12 protein-coding genes are annotated in these 14,591 nt (G+C 60.6%); 10 read left to right on the plus strand and 2 right to left on the minus strand.

Translation table 11 applies throughout. The features are described 5' to 3' along the window. Window positions 1–4: 4 nt before the first annotated feature. Complete coding sequence (locus K8B33_RS01010) at window positions 5–1,114, minus strand: S-(hydroxymethyl)glutathione dehydrogenase/class III alcohol dehydrogenase (protein WP_223422303.1); 1,110 nt, start codon at window positions 1,112–1,114, stop codon at window positions 5–7. A 287-nt stretch (window positions 1,115–1,401) separates the two neighbouring features. Here K8B33_RS01010 and K8B33_RS01015 point away from each other — a divergent pair, with 287 nt between their 5' ends. Next, window positions 1,402–2,220: an enhanced serine sensitivity protein SseB C-terminal domain-containing protein gene (locus K8B33_RS01015; RefSeq protein WP_223422305.1), complete on the plus strand. Its 819-nt coding sequence runs from the start codon at window positions 1,402–1,404 to the stop codon at window positions 2,218–2,220. On the opposite strand, the gene K8B33_RS01020 is transcribed toward K8B33_RS01015, so the two are convergent. Then, complete coding sequence (locus K8B33_RS01020; protein WP_223422307.1) at window positions 2,211–3,095, minus strand: LysR family transcriptional regulator; 885 nt, start codon at window positions 3,093–3,095, stop codon at window positions 2,211–2,213. The genes K8B33_RS01015 and K8B33_RS01020 overlap by 10 nt on opposite strands. Window positions 3,096–3,213: 118 nt before the next feature. Here K8B33_RS01020 and leuC point away from each other — a divergent pair, with 118 nt between their 5' ends. From leuC to trpB, 9 genes are all read left to right on the plus strand, one after another. Further along, window positions 3,214–4,635, plus strand: a complete 1,422-nt coding sequence (leuC, locus tag K8B33_RS01025) for a 3-isopropylmalate dehydratase large subunit (RefSeq protein ID WP_223422309.1) — start codon at window positions 3,214–3,216, stop codon at window positions 4,633–4,635. A 4-nt stretch (window positions 4,636–4,639) separates the two neighbouring features. Next, window positions 4,640–5,281 carry a 3-isopropylmalate dehydratase small subunit gene (gene leuD, locus K8B33_RS01030; RefSeq protein ID WP_223422311.1) on the plus strand — a complete coding sequence of 214 codons (642 nt, stop codon included), beginning with the start codon at window positions 4,640–4,642 and terminating at the stop codon, window positions 5,279–5,281. A 48-nt stretch (window positions 5,282–5,329) separates the two neighbouring features. Beyond that, window positions 5,330–6,406 (plus strand): 3-isopropylmalate dehydrogenase, encoded by a 1,077-nt coding sequence (leuB, locus tag K8B33_RS01035; protein ID WP_223422313.1) that lies wholly within the window; start codon window positions 5,330–5,332, stop codon window positions 6,404–6,406. 45 nt (window positions 6,407–6,451) lie between these two features. Continuing rightward, the gene (gene asd / locus K8B33_RS01040; RefSeq protein ID WP_223422315.1) at window positions 6,452–7,570 is read left to right on the plus strand and encodes an aspartate-semialdehyde dehydrogenase; all 1,119 of its coding nucleotides are present in this window, start codon (window positions 6,452–6,454) and stop codon (window positions 7,568–7,570) included. A 65-nt stretch (window positions 7,571–7,635) separates the two neighbouring features. Further along, window positions 7,636–8,649, plus strand: coding sequence for an aspartate-semialdehyde dehydrogenase (locus K8B33_RS01045; RefSeq protein WP_223422317.1), 1,014 nt, complete (start codon window positions 7,636–7,638; stop codon window positions 8,647–8,649). 175 nt (window positions 8,650–8,824) lie between these two features. Beyond that, a complete protein-coding gene (locus K8B33_RS01050) occupies window positions 8,825–11,773 on the plus strand; it encodes a FimV/HubP family polar landmark protein (RefSeq protein ID WP_223422320.1) in 2,949 nt (982 codons plus the stop codon). Between the two features lie 18 nt (window positions 11,774–11,791). After that, on the plus strand, window positions 11,792–12,604 hold the full coding sequence (gene truA / locus K8B33_RS01055) for a tRNA pseudouridine(38-40) synthase TruA (protein ID WP_223422322.1): 813 nt from the start codon (window positions 11,792–11,794) through the stop codon (window positions 12,602–12,604). A gap of 107 nt (window positions 12,605–12,711) precedes the next feature. Further along, the gene (locus K8B33_RS01060; protein ID WP_223422324.1) at window positions 12,712–13,368 is read left to right on the plus strand and encodes a phosphoribosylanthranilate isomerase; all 657 of its coding nucleotides are present in this window, start codon (window positions 12,712–12,714) and stop codon (window positions 13,366–13,368) included. Further along, window positions 13,361–14,581 (plus strand): tryptophan synthase subunit beta, encoded by a 1,221-nt coding sequence (trpB, locus tag K8B33_RS01065; RefSeq protein WP_223422326.1) that lies wholly within the window; start codon window positions 13,361–13,363, stop codon window positions 14,579–14,581. The genes K8B33_RS01060 and trpB overlap by 8 nt, the downstream gene beginning before the upstream one ends. Window positions 14,582–14,591: the final 10 nt, after the last annotated feature.

Raw genomic sequence — 14,591 nt, forward strand, 5'->3', positions numbered from 1 at the left:
GCTCTCAGTAGATGATCACCGAACGAATGCTTTTGCCTTCGTGCATCAGGTCAAAGGCCTCATTGATTTTCTCAAGCCCCATGGTATGCGTGACAAATTCATCAATGCGAATCTCGCCACTCATATAGCGCTCCACGTAATCGGGTAGCTGGGTGCGGCCCTTCACGCCGCCGAAAGCGCTGCCGCGCCAGACCCGCCCGGTGACCAGCTGGAAAGGGCGGGTGGCGATTTCCTCGCCGGCGCCCGCCACACCAATGATGACCGACTCCCCCCAGCCCTTGTGGCAGCACTCCAGCGCTTGTCGCATGACGGTGGTATTGCCGATGCACTCAAAGGAGTAGTCAACGCCACCGTCGGTCATGTCCACGATGACGTCCTGTATTGGCCCGCTGTGCTCTTTGGGGTTCACGCAGTCGGTGGCACCCAGCTGACGCGCCATGGTGAATTTGTCGGTATTGATGTCCACCGCGATGATGCGGCCGGCCTTTGCCATGACCGCCCCCTGAATGACGGACAGGCCAATACCGCCGAGACCAAACACGGCCACGGTGGCACCAGGCTCGACTTTTGCCGTATTGAGCACGGCGCCGATGCCGGTGGTGACGCCGCACCCCAGCAGACAAACCTTGTCCAGCGGCGCTGCTTTATTGATCTTTGCCAGCGAAATTTCCGGTACAACCGTAAACTCAGAGAAAGTCGAGGTACCCATATAATGGAAAAGCTGCTTTCCATTTTTTGAAAAACGACTGGTCCTGTCCGGCATGAGCCCCTGGCCTTGCGTTGCACGCACGGCCTGGCAGAGGTTGGTCTTGCCGGAGAGGCAGAATTTGCACTGCCGGCATTCAGCCGTGTACAACGGAATAACATGGTCGCCGACTTGCAGGCTGCTAACGCCTGGCCCGACTTCTTCCACTATGCCGGCGCCTTCATGGCCGAGAATGGACGGGAAGATTCCCTCCGGGTCTGCGCCCGAAAGTGTGTAGGCATCGGTATGACAGACCCCGGTTGCGACGATGCGCACCAGCACCTCACCCGCCTTGGGGCCCTCCACATCGACGTCTTCAATGGCCAATGGCTGACCTGCTTGCCAGGCGACTGCAGCGCGGGATTTCATCGTGACTCTCCAGAGTAATGTCCAGACCAGTGTCCGGAATAATGTTGCGTTAATCCAGTATAGAACGGGGCCATGGTGCCATGACGTAAAGATCCGGTGATGAAGAAAGTGCAAAGCAACGTTGAATAGAGGCGAAAAAACAGTCTATTCAGATCACAAGTATGCGGTTTTTTCGGGATGGTGAACAATGGTTCGCCTAAATACATTTTTCCGATTGTTGCACATCTGTCCGCGCCTGTGGCATCACAGAATCTGGTCCGGGGATGACCAGGTCAGGGGACATCATCATGAGCAACAACATGAGCAACAACGCGCGATATCTTGAGCAGTTAATGGCCATGGCTGTGACGCAGCCGGTTTATCTCTGCACCTTCTACGCCACCTTGCTGGACGCGACGGTATATATCCTGGGCGGCAACCTGTTGCCGCAACCGGACCTGACGCCGTTGCGACAGGAAATACGCTGGCGGCGTGGGGGACGACGGGACCTCATGCCTGGGACGGGAGTGCTCGTGCAGCACTGGTGCCTCGACGACGGCACGCGATTTCTACCGTGCTTTACCTCGTTGTCGGCACTGCGGGCTGCGATCGACAAGGACAGTGCGTATCTGGCGCTTCGTGCACGGGATCTGTTTGCCATGACCTCCGGCAATACCCTGATACTCAATCCCTGCCTTCCAGTGAGCAAGATCCTGTGGCCCAGCGATATCGAGATGTTGCTGGAGCAGGACGCCATGGATATCCGCAACTGTGTCCTGAGTATGCCGGAGCATTATCCGCAATCGCTGGCGGAGGCGCTTGCGCGCACCTTGAGCCGTCACCCGGAAGTCGGACGCGCCTGGTTGGCCCAGGTCGTGAACGAACCCGCGGCAAAGCATCATCTGGTACTCGCGCTGGAGGTGGATGGGGATGCTGAGGATGTGCTGCGGGAAACCGGGCTGGCCGCCAGCCAGTATGTGACTGATTCTCAATTGCTGGATTTGTGTCGTGTGCAGGTGGACCGGGCCGGGCTGGCGGAAGAGTTTTTTGCCGAGACGCCGCCTTTTTATGAACGTGTCTGGGGCCGCAAGCTGGCAATGTCGCCGGATACCATCGGTCACGCCTGATGTGTCTGCATCTCTTGTCTCAATATCTCCAGAAAGTGCCGTCCCGCATTGGACAGGCTGCGTGCCGGGTGCATGACATAGCCGAGTTGGCGGACCGGTAGCTGGGTTGTGACAGGCAAGGTGCGCACCTGGCCGTCAAGCATGGTTGCTGGCAAGACACTCCAGCCCAGGCCGATGGAGACCATCATATAGATGGTTTCCAGATAGTTGGTCGACATGGAGATGTTCAGGGTCAGCGCATGGTCGTCGAACAGCTTTTCGACAATGCGACGGGTAAATGTGACCGGTGACGGCAAGATGGCGCTGTAGCCGGTCAACATGGCCAGGGTAACTTGCCGCTCCTGCGCCAGCGGATGCTCCGGCGCGGCCATGAATACCAATGGATCCTGCCAGATCACCTCACTGGTCACCCGGGGATCCGGTGCCGGGGGCAGGGTAACGACGCCCAGCTCCAGATCGCCTTGCAGCACACCCTCCCAGGCTTCTTCGGAGTCAATGAAGTGGATATCCAGTTGCACCTCCGGGTAGCGGCGGGAGAATTCCCGCAGTACAGGCGGCAGCCGGTGCAGCCCGATGTGATGGCTGGTGCCGATGCGTAGCGTGCCGCCGACATGTCCTGCCAGATTGCTGATGGCGCGGCTGGTATCTTCCATGTCCCGCAGGATATTGCGGGCCCGGGGCAACAATGCCTGCCCGGCCTCAGTGAGATGTACCTGCCTGCCGATGCGATCAAACAAGCGCGTGCCGAGTTGCTGCTCCAGCAGGGCAATGCGCTTGCTGATGGCGGGCTGCGTGACAAACAGGGCTTCGGCGGCAGCGGAAAAGCTGCCCTGGTCCGTGACCGCCAGAAAGGCTTGCAGGCTGTGGGTGTCCATTTTATTCATTCCATTTGGGAATCGCTAAGATAAATAATATGAATTGGATTTATGGATGGCAAGGCCCTAAGCTGACTCCAGTAACGATATGCCCGTATGGCGGGCCGGGGAGTCAGAGATGGCAGGCAAGACACTTTACGACAAACTCTGGGATGCGCACCTTGTCACCGAGCGTGATGACGGGTCGGCGCTGATCTATATCGATCGTCAGATCATCCATGAGGTGACATCGCCTCAGGCCTTCGAGGGCCTGCGGCTGGCCGGTCGTCAGCCCTGGCGTGTCGGCGCCAACTTCGCGACCCTTGACCACAACGTGCCCACCACGCCGTTCAGCAATGCATCGGAGATCGTCGACGATACATCGCGGATTCAGGTGCAGACGCTGGAAGACAATACCCGCAGCTTTGGTATCCGTGAGTTCGGTATCGGCGATGTGCGTCAGGGCATCGTGCATGTCATGGCGCCGGAGCAGGGGGCCGTGCTGCCCGGCATGACCGTGGTCTGCGGTGATTCGCACACCTCCACCAACGGCGCACTCGGCTGTCTCGCCCACGGGATCGGCACCAGCGAGGTGGAACACGTGCTGGCGACGCAGTGCCTCGTGGCGAAGAAAATGAAGAACATGCAGGTGCGCGTCGAGGGCGATCTGGGCCCCGGCGTGACCGCCAAGGATGTCGTGCTGCATATTATCGGCGTGATCGGCACCGCCGGCGGCAATGGGCATGCCCTGGAGTTCGCGGGCAGTGCCATCGAATCCTTGTCCATGGAAGGGCGCATGACGATCTGCAACATGTCCATTGAGGCGGGTGCGCGCGCCGGCATGGTCGCTGTGGACGACAAGACCATTGCCTATTGCGAAGGTCGGCCGTTTGCCCCCACGGGTGAGCAGTGGGACCAGGCCGTTGCCTACTGGCGCACCCTGCGTTCGGATGATGATGCGGTTTTCGATACGCTGGTCGAGATTGATGCTGCGGAGATTCAACCACAGGTGTCCTGGGGCACATCACCGGAAATGGTGTTGCCGGTGGGCGCCACCTTGCCGGACCCGGACAGTGAAACCGATGCCGTAAAACGCTCTGGCATGGTGCGGGCCTATGAGTACATGGGGCTGACACCGGGTATGAAGATCAGTGATATCCATGTGGACCGGGTGTTTATCGGGTCCTGTACCAATTCCCGTATCGAGGATCTGCGTGCGGCGGCCGAGGTGGCGCGCGGGCGGAAGAAGTCGGATTCCGTCAAACAGGTGCTGGTGGTGCCGGGCTCGGGTCTGGTCAAACGGCAGGCCGAGGAAGAGGGGCTCGACAAGATCTTTCTGGCCGCAGGCTTTGAATGGCGCGAACCCGGTTGTTCCATGTGTCTGGCCATGAACCCGGACCGGCTGTTGCCCGGGGAGCATTGTGCCTCGACCTCGAATCGCAATTTTGAGGGCCGTCAGGGTAATGGCGGGCGCACGCATCTGGTCAGCCCGGCCATGGCTGCGGCGGCTGCCGTTGCCGGCCATTTTGTCGATATCCGCCGTTTTGCCGAGGAGGCCTGAGATAATGGACAAGTTCACGACGCTTGACGGTCTCGTGGCGCCGCTTGATCGCGCCAATGTGGATACCGATCAGATTATTCCGAAGCAGTTTCTGAAATCCATCAAGCGCACGGGTTTCGGACCCAACCTGTTTGATGAGTGGCGTTATCTGGATGAAGGGCAGCCCGGTCGTGACAACAGCCAGCGGCCGTTGAACACGGATTTTGTGCTCAATCAGCCGCGCTATCAGGGTGCGCAGATACTGCTGACTCGCCGTAACTTCGGTTGCGGGTCGAGCCGCGAGCATGCGCCCTGGGCGCTGCTTGACTATGGTTTCCGCGCAATCATCGCACCGAGTTTTGCGGATATCTTTTTCAATAACTGCTTCAAGAATGGCGTGCTGCCGATCGTACTGCCGGAAGCGGTGATCGATGCCCTGTTTGATGAGGTCGAGCAGACAGAGGGTTACACCCTCAATGTCGATCTGGCCGGGCAGTATGTACAACGCCCGAACGGCGAGCGTACGGCATTCGAGGTGGACCCGTTTCGCAAGCATTGCCTGTTGAACGGTCTGGATGATATCGGACTGACGCTGCAGGACGCGGATGCTATTCATGCCTATGAAGCCGCGCGTCAGAAAAAAGAGCCCTGGGTGTTTGTGGAATAGCCTCGGGGCGACGAATCAGCAGGACGTAACCACAGAATGGAACCAAATATGACGAAGCAGATTCTGATCATGCCCGGCGACGGTATCGGGCCCGAAATAGTCGCGGAAGCAGTGAAGGTGTTGCAGGTGGCCCAGCAGCGTTTCGGCCTGGATATTGCCACTGATGAAGCGCTGGTAGGGGGGGCGGCCTATGATGTGCACGGTGATCCGCTGCCGGACGTCTCACTGGAAAAAGCACGCGCCGCCGATGCCATTCTGTTTGGCTCCATTGGTGGCCCGAAGTGGGACACGATCGAGCGAGACAAGCGGCCGGAACGGGGGCTTTTGCGTCTGCGTTCGTCGCTGGGCCTGTTCGCCAACCTGCGGCCGGCGCTGCTGTTCCCGCAGTTGGCGGATGCCTCGAGCCTGAAGCCGGAAGTGGTCAGCGGCCTGGATATCCTGATTGTGCGTGAGCTGACCGGCGGCATATATTTCGGCCAGCCACGCGGTATCCGCGAAGAGAACGGTGAGCGCGTCGGCTTCAATACGGACGTGTACAGCGAAAGCGAAATTCGACGTATCGGCCGTGTCGCGTTTGATCTCGCCATGGCGCGGGGCAAGCGATTGTGCTCCGTCGATAAAGCCAACGTGCTGGAAGTGACCGAGCTGTGGAAGGAGATCATGACGGAGCTGTCCGCAGAGTATCCCGAAGTCGAGCTGTCACATATGTATGTGGACAATGCCGCCATGCAGCTGGTACGCGCGCCCAAGCAATTTGATGTGTTGGTAACCGGTAACCTGTTTGGCGATATTCTCTCTGATCAAGCGGCAATGTTGACCGGGTCGATTGGCATGCTGCCGTCTGCGTCGCTGGACCAGGCGCGCAAGGGCCTTTATGAGCCTTGTCATGGTTCTGCACCGGATATTGCCGGCCAGGGTATTGCCAACCCGCTGGCGACGATTCTGTCGCTGGCGATGCTGCTGCGCTACAGCCTGGATCGCGGTGATGTGGCGCAGGCCATCGAGGCGGCGGTGGAAACGGTGCTGGAGCAGGGCCTGCGTACTGCCGATATCCATACTGAGGGTTGCCGCAAGGTAAGCACCGCGGAAATGGGTGATGCAGTGGCTGCAGCGCTCTCTGCCTGAGCGCTTTTGCCCGAAAAAATTCCTTGAACGCAACGGGAGCAAGATATGAAACGAGTCGGATTTGTAGGGTGGCGCGGCATGGTGGGCTCAGTGCTCATGGAACGCATGCGCACCGAGAACGATTTTGCTGATATAGAGCCAGTGTTCTTTTCCACGTCCCAGACCGGCGAGCCCGGCCCGGATGTCGGTAAAGACATCCCGCTGTTGAAAGACGCGCACAGCATTGATGAGCTGAAGGCGCTGGATGTGATCGTGACCTGTCAGGGCGGTGATTACACCAACGAGGTATTCCCGGCGTTGCGTGAAGCCGGCTGGAAGGGCTACTGGATTGATGCGGCCTCGGCACTGCGCATGAAAGATGACGCCATTATCGTGCTTGATCCGGTCAATCGCCGGGTTATCGACGAAGGTGTGCAGTCCGGCGTGCGTAATTTTATCGGTGGCAACTGTACTGTCAGCCTGATGCTCATGGGCCTCGGCGGTCTGTTCAACGCCGGTCTGGTGGAGTGGGCGAGCGCCCAGACCTACCAGGCGGCGTCCGGAGCAGGCGCGCAGAACATGCGTGAGCTGATCGCCCAGATGGGCAAGATCAACGCGGATGTTGCATCACTGCTTGCCGACCCTCGCAGTGCCATCCTGGATATCGACACGCAAGTTGCCGCCACCATGCGTGGCGATCTGCCCGTGGAGAATTTCGGCCACCCGCTGGCCGGTAGCCTGCTGCCCTGGATCGACAAGCAGCTGGATAACGGGCAGAGCAAGGAAGAGTGGAAAGCGCAGGCGGAAACCAACAAGATTCTCGGTCGCACTGCTGCCCCGGTTCCGGTGGATGGCACCTGCGTCCGTATCGGCGCCATGCGTTGCCATAGCCAGGCGTTGACGCTGAAGCTGAACAAGGACGTGCCGCTGGACGAGTTGAGCGACATGATTGGCAAGGCCAATGACTGGGTGAAAGTGGTGCCCAACGAGCGAGAGGCCACCTTGCGTGATCTCACGCCGACAGCGGTGACCGGCACACTCACGATACCGGTGGGTCGCCTGCGTAAACTGAACATGGGCCCACAGTACCTCAACGCCTTTACCGTCGGTGATCAGCTGCTGTGGGGCGCCGCCGAACCGCTGCGGCGCATGCTGCGTATCCTGCTCGAGCATCATCCTGCTTGAACGGCATGCAACATGGCTGCTTGCTCCAAGGCTAACTCCGCACCCCACCAGAACAGGGATACAACATGAGTCGTCAGTTTGATATCGCCATCGCCGGTGCCACCGGCCTGGTAGGGGAGATGCTGGTGGAGCTGCTCGCCGCCAGTGATTTGCCGGTGGGTGAAGTTGCCCTGCTGGCCTCAGCGGAGTCCGCCGGCAAGCGGCTGGCGTTTCGTGGCCGACATCGCAGCACCCAGGCGCTGGATGAGTTTGATTTCAGCACGGTGCAGCTGGCGTTCTTTGCGGTGCCGGAGGCGGTAGCCCAGGCGCATGTCGAGCGTGCGGCCGAAGCGGGCGCCATTGTCATTGATGTCAGCGGCGCTTTTGCGGCGGATCAGAGCGTGCCGGTGGTAGTGCCGGAGGTGAATGCGGAGATGCTGACGGATTTCCGTGAGCGCGGCATCATTGCCAGCCCGTCCCCCGGTAGCATCCAGTTGGCGATGGCACTCAAGCCGTTCCTGGATGCCGTGGGGCTGGGGCAAATCAATGTCACCGTCTGTGAATCCGTTTCCGAGGCCGGACGACCGGGTGTGGACGAGCTTGCGTCGCAGACCGCCCGACTGCTCAACGGGCAGAGCCCTGAACCGAAGCTGTTCAATCAGCAGATTGCGTTCAATGCGCTGCCGCAGACTGGCGCGGTGCTCGAGAGCGGCGCGTCCCGTTCGGAAGTCAGACTGGCGCTGGAAACCATGCGCTTGCTGGGCGAGCCCGGGCTGCGTATCAACGCGACATGCCTCAGATTGCCGGTATTTTTCGGGACATCTCTGGTGGTGCAGCTGGAAACCGGCCAGCCGCTGGACGCGGGGCAGGCGGTGGCACTGCTGGAGTCTGCCCCGGGGCTGGTGGTCGTTGAGCGCCCTGAAGGGGCAACACTGATCGGAGACGCGCTGGGGCACGACGGGGTATGGGTCAGCCGGGTGAGGGCAGATCTGTCCCGTGAGCAAGGACTGAATCTGTGTCTGGTCACCGATAATCTGCGTAAAGGGGCGGCGCTCAACTGTGTACAAATTGCCGAATTATTGATAAAAGACCATCTGTGATGGATACTTACTGGCAATATGTGACACAGTTTCTAGGTTTGTACAGGTCGCCAGTGCACAATGTCTGAGCTGGCCTGAGGCTGGGCACAGTATGTCATGAATCCCTTCCGGGGGCTGTCAGGCAGGCGAAACTGCCGGTCTGCGGTGGGAGGCATAATAAATAAAGGGTTCAACCATGTTGCGAAGACTTGGGATCGGCTTTACCGCATTGGCACTCTTGTGGCCGGGTATGGCAGCAGCGCTGGGGGTGGGAGATTACTCGCTCAACTCCTATCTGAATCAGCCTCTGGACATGGAAATCACCCTGCGGGATACACGTGGGCTGAACGAAGAGCAGCTGCTGGTCAGCTTGGCGTCTGACCGCGATTTTGCCATGGCCGGTATTGATCGCCAGTCCATGCACAGCGAATTGCGCTTCGACGTCACGATCAATGACGACGGTAGCGGCGTGGTGCGTATCACCACCCGGCAACCGGTGCGTGAACCCTACCTCAATTTCCTGGTGGAATATCTGTGGCCTACGGGGCGCATGCTCCGTGACTATACCGTGCTGCTTGATCCCCCCAGCTATGCAGCAGATCGTCGGGATGCGCCGGCCGCTCCTGCGACCAGCGCGCCCGCGCGTCGAGATACCGCCCCTGCCGCGCCATCTCGCCCGGCAGCAGATGCACCCCGCGAGCCTGCTCGTGTCGCGACGCCGGATCGTCCGCGCCAGACTCGGCCGGCAGCCACGGACACCGGTCCGCGCAGCACCCATACCGTTCGCTCGTCTGACACCATGTGGCGTATTGCCCGGGATAACCGACCCTCCAGCAGCGTGTCAGTACAGCAGATGATGGTGGTGATTCAGGAAATGAATCCCGATGCCTTTATCAATGACAACGTCAATCTTGTGCGGGAGGGCGCTGTATTGCGCCTGCCCACAGAACAGGAAGTCCGTGCCACCACGACCCGCGATGCATTGGCCTCCGTGGCAGAGCAGAACCGCCAGTGGCGGGAAATGCTGCAGGCGCGCGGTATCGCAGTGCCCGGGCGGCAGCAGCTGGATGGCACGCCGCGCACGATAGAAGAGAGTGTCGCCACGACCCGGCCGGATCAGGGACAGGTGCGTCTGGTTGCGCCGGAGTCTGCAGGCACGGGGGCCGGCACTGGTGCAGGCTCGGCCCGCGAAGGCGATAGCGCAGCACTCCAGAATGAACTGGCGATTCGCGATGAAAATCTGGACCAGCTGCGTCGTGAAAACCGCGAGCTGGCAGAGCGCCTGAATGACCTGGAAGGGCAGGTGGACACCAGCGAGCAGATACTGAGTTTGCGCAATGACCAGATCACCCGCCTCCAGGAAGAGCTGCGTCGGCTGCGTGAGGAGCGTGGCATCGAGATTGAGGATGACAGCCTCCTGGCGCCAGTGCCTGGGCCCGGAAGGGATCAGGATGAGGCGGCAGCGGACGAAACGGTGGCCAGCGATGATGATGCTGCTGAGGATGGCAGCGACGATGCCGTCGCTGCGGCCCCTGCTGGTCCTGCAGCGATTGAGCCTGAAACGGCACCGCCCCGGCCGGAGCCTATACTTCCGGCGCCGGCACAGCCGTCACTGATGGATTCCCTGCTGGGTAACCCGCTGCTGCTTGGTGCTGCAGCGGGTCTTCTGGTATTGCTGGCCGTGCTCGCCGTGGTAATGCGCCGTCGTCAGCAGGCCGCAGCCATGGATGATGAAGAATATGAAGAGTACGAGGAAGGCGATGCCTTCGGTGACGACGATGACTTCCTGCCGCCGTTAAGTGATGACGACGATGATGCATCGGGGCGCGACGGACCGATGGGCGACGAGGCGCCGATGCAGCAGCCGGGCCAGGATCCGGCCGAGCAGGTTGACGTTTTCATGGCGTACGGCCAGTACCCGCAGGCGCTGAGTCATTTGCGCAGCGCAATCAATGCCGAGCCGCGCCGCATCGATCTGAAAAAACGCCTGCTGGATGTGCTGGTAGAAAGCAACGATGCACCTGCTTTTGAGCAGGAAGCGACCAAATTGAGTGGCCTTGATCGTGACCTGGATCAGCACATCACAGCGCTACGCTCGCGCCTGCAAGGCGCCGATGCGGCGCAGGATGATGATGAACTCTCGTTCGATGACCTGGCGATGGATCTGACCGCCGAGCCGACTAGCCAGAGTGCCCCGACCGTTGCCGACGAAGCGGACGAGGAAGAGGCTCTGTCGCTGGATTTCGGCGATGACGGCAGTGACGGCGGCAGGAACCTTGAGACATTGTCTCTCGATGATGGCGAAAATAATCTGGACGATCTGGGCGATTTCGATCTCGAGTTGCCTGATGCACAGCCTGAGACGCAGCAAGCCGCCGGGCCGGCGACCAGCGCGCCAGTCGCTAATAACCGCTATTCGCTGAATGAAGTGGATGATCTGTCTGAAGACGAGGTCTCGGCAAGCCTGGGGGCCGAGTCGGTGCTGGAGCTGGATGGCGACGCGGGCACGCTGGACGAAGCGGACATGGATTTTGGTGAGCTGAAGCTGGACGATGTCAGTGACGAGTTCTCGGGTGTCGACAGTGACACGGCCTCACTGGACGTCGATGATCTTGATCTGTCGCTGGACGATCTGGACCTCGGCAAGCAGCCTGGCAACCGTGCTCCCCAGAGCGATGACCTTGAATTGACGCTGGATGACGCTGATCTGGAGGAGAGCTCTGATTTCGGGAGTTCTGATTTCGAAAGCCCGGGTTTCGAAAGTGATGCTGCGAGCAAGGCGGATCTGAATGACCTGGCGCTCACCGACAGTGCGGTGGATGATTCCGGCCTTGATGACCTTTCTCTGGATGATCTGTCACTGGACGAGGCGCCGAACGAGGCAGAGCCCGCTCCGACTCCGGCGCCAGCCCCGGCCCCGCCTGCGGTGGCTGCGAGCCTGCCGGAGGATGCGGGTCTCGGCGATGACGACGATTTCGACTTCCTGGGCGAGACGGACGAGAACGCGACCAAGCTGGATCTGGCCCGTGCCTACATCGATATGGGTGATACGGAAGGCGCGCGGGATATCCTTAATGAAGTGGTTTCCGAGGGCAATGACCAGCAGCAATCGGAAGCGCGGGAGCTGCTCACTCAGGTGGGTTGATCCCTGACCGGATATGTCATGACGCGTATTGCCCTGGGTGTTGAGTACGATGGCAGCCGCTATCATGGCTGGCAGACACAACAGAAAGGCATTGCCTCGGTGCAGCTGGCCGTCGAGACGGCACTGGCCAAGGTGGCGGATCATCCGGTGTCGGTGAGCTGCGCCGGCCGCACGGACGCCGGCGTCCATGCGACGGGGCAGGTCATCCATTTTGATACCGGCGCAGAGCGCACTGAGCGTGGCTGGGTCTTTGGCGCCAATACCAACCTGCCTGCAGATATTGCCATTCGCTGGGCGCGCCCGGTAAGCGAGGCGTTTCATGCTCGCTTCGGTGCGCGTGCCAGACGCTATCGCTATGTCATCTATAACCATCCCATTCGGCCGGGCCTGTACAACCGGCAACTGACCTGGAACTATCGGCCGCTCGATGTGGCGCGCATGCGCGCCGCGTTGCCGGCGCTGCTGGGCACCCATGATTTTACCTCCTATCGCGGCATCCACTGTCAGGCGAAGTCGCCGGTGAAAACCCTGCATCACCTGGCGCTGTATCAGCAGGGGCCCCTGCTGGTGCTGGAGGCCGAGGCCAACGCTTTCCTGATGCACATGGTGCGTAACATTGTTGGCGTGCTGATGGCCATCGGTACCGGCAAGGCCGAGCCGGAATGGGCCGGGCAGGTGCTCGCCGCCCGTGATCGGCGCCAGGGCGGTGTCACAGCGCCGCCGTTTGGGCTGTATCTGGTGAACGTGGATTACGACAGCAGCTTTGGTCTGCCGGCGGAGCAGCTGGGTCCGCAATGGTTGCCGCATGACCTGTCAGCCTGGTCATCCTGAAGGCCGCTGTTTGACGCGCTGATCATTAAAATTTGCTATACTCCGTGACTTGTCAGAGCTCGTCCGAGCTTACCTGAGCCGCTTTTCAAGCTGGCAGGAGATCGTGTTTGTTTCGCACCCGGGTCAAGATTTGTGGCATCACCCGTGCTGATGATGCATTGGCTGCGGTGCGTGCGGGTGCGGACGCCATCGGGCTCGTCTTTTACGCCCCTAGTCCCCGAGCGGTGACCGCAGAGCAAGCGGCGCAGATCTGCGCCGTCTTGCCCCCCTTTGTCACCACGGTGGGGCTGTTTGTAGACGCCGCAGAGGCGGATGTGGCGGCGGTCTTGTCCCACGTGCCACTGGATTTGCTGCAGTTCCACGGCGATGAAAGCCCGGCCTACTGCCGCAGCTTCGGCAGGCCGTGGATCAAGGCTCTGGCGATGCGAGACGGGCTGGACGTTGCGGCTTGCGTGGAGCGCTATGCAGGCGCCCGTGGCTTGCTGCTGGATGCCTGGGTACCCGGTGTGCCGGGTGGTACGGGTGAAGTGTTCGACTGGGCGCGTATTCCTGATGCGTTGTCCATGCCGGTTGTGCTGGCCGGGGGGCTGACCCCGGACAACGTGGCGCAGGCCATTGACCAGGTCAGACCCTGGGCAGTGGATGTCAGTGGCGGTGTTGAAGCCCGGGATGCGTCAGGTAACGCATTGCGCGGGATCAAGTCCGCCCGGGCCATGAACGCATTTATTCAGCAGGTTCAACTGCGAGGAGTAGAAGGTGGCTGAACGTCCCGATTATGCAGCGTTTCCCGATGCCCGCGGGCACTTTGGTGCCTACGGCGGGCGATTTGTTTCAGAAACCCTGATGGCCGCATTGAGCGAACTTGAGGAAACCTATCTCAAGCTGCGCGACGATCCTGTCTTCCGGGCTGATTTCGATCAGGACATGGCAGATTACGTGGGCCGTCCGTCGCCGCTGTATCTGGCCGAGCGCTGGAGTGACAAGATCGGCGGGGCGCGTATCTGGCTCAAGCGCGAAGATCTCAATCACACCGGTTCCCACAAGGTGAACAACACCATTGGCCAGGCGTTGCTGGCCAAGCACATGGGCAAGCCACGGGTGATTGCCGAAACCGGCGCGGGCCAGCATGGCGTGGCGACGGCGACCGTTGCGGCGCGGCTGGGCCTGAAGTGCCAGGTGTACATGGGCGCTGAGGATGTGGAGCGCCAGAAGCTCAACGTTTTCCGGATGCGCCTGCTTGGCGCAGAAGTGATTCCGGTGACGTCAGGCTCTGCCACCCTCAAGGACGCCATGAACGAAGCCATGCGTGACTGGGTCACCAATGTGGATGATACCTTCTATATCATCGGCACCGTGGCGGGCCCGCATCCGTACCCGATGCTGGTGCGGGATTTTCATCGCATCATCGGTCTGGAAGCGCGTGAGCAGTTCATGAGCCGCCACGACGGCCGCCTGCCGGATGCGCTGATTGCCTGCGTCGGTGGCGGGTCCAACGCCATCGGTCTGTTCCACCCCTTCCTGAACGATGATGGCGTGGCCATGTACGGCGTGGAAGCGGGCGGTGACGGTATCGAGACCGGCCGCCATGCTGCACCGTTGGCTGCTGGGCGTCCGGGGGTGCTGCATGGCAACCGTACTTACCTGATGGAAGATCAGGACGGGCAGATCATTCCGACCCATTCGGTTTCAGCGGGGCTGGACTATCCCGGAGTAGGGCCTGAACATGCGTGGCTCAAGGACATGGGCCGTGTGCAGTACGTGTCAGTCACCGACAAGGAGGTGCTGGTCGCCTTCCACGAACTGACGCGCACCGAGGGCATCATGCCGGCACTGGAAACGGCCCACGCCGTGGCCTACGCGGGCAAGCTGGCGAAAACCATGTCCCGTGATCAGCACATCATCATCAATCTGTCTGGCCGTGGCGATAAGGACATTCATACTGTCGCCGCAATGGAAGGCCCGAAACACGCATCGTGAGGAGTAACAG

It is taken from the genome of Alcanivorax limicola (assembly GCF_019931215.1).
GTDB classification, from domain to species: Bacteria; Pseudomonadota; Gammaproteobacteria; order Pseudomonadales; family Alcanivoracaceae; genus Isoalcanivorax; species Isoalcanivorax limicola.

Excerpts from the sequence above, each read along its gene's own strand:
- K8B33_RS01010 (WP_223422303.1), bottom strand. The coding sequence starts at position 1,114 with ATGAAATCCCGCGCTGCAGTCGCCTGGCAAGCAGGTCAGCCATTGGCC.
- K8B33_RS01015 (WP_223422305.1), top strand. The coding sequence starts at position 1,402 with ATGAGCAACAACATGAGCAACAACGCGCGATATCTTGAGCAGTTAATG.
- K8B33_RS01020 (WP_223422307.1), bottom strand. The coding sequence starts at position 3,095 with ATGGACACCCACAGCCTGCAAGCCTTTCTGGCGGTCACGGACCAGGGC.
- leuC (WP_223422309.1), top strand. The coding sequence starts at position 3,214 with ATGGCAGGCAAGACACTTTACGACAAACTCTGGGATGCGCACCTTGTC.
- leuD (WP_223422311.1), top strand. The coding sequence starts at position 4,640 with ATGGACAAGTTCACGACGCTTGACGGTCTCGTGGCGCCGCTTGATCGC.
- leuB (WP_223422313.1), top strand. The coding sequence starts at position 5,330 with ATGACGAAGCAGATTCTGATCATGCCCGGCGACGGTATCGGGCCCGAA.
- asd (WP_223422315.1), top strand. The coding sequence starts at position 6,452 with ATGAAACGAGTCGGATTTGTAGGGTGGCGCGGCATGGTGGGCTCAGTG.
- K8B33_RS01045 (WP_223422317.1), top strand. The coding sequence starts at position 7,636 with ATGAGTCGTCAGTTTGATATCGCCATCGCCGGTGCCACCGGCCTGGTA.
- K8B33_RS01050 (WP_223422320.1), top strand. The coding sequence starts at position 8,825 with ATGTTGCGAAGACTTGGGATCGGCTTTACCGCATTGGCACTCTTGTGG.
- truA (WP_223422322.1), top strand. The coding sequence starts at position 11,792 with ATGACGCGTATTGCCCTGGGTGTTGAGTACGATGGCAGCCGCTATCAT.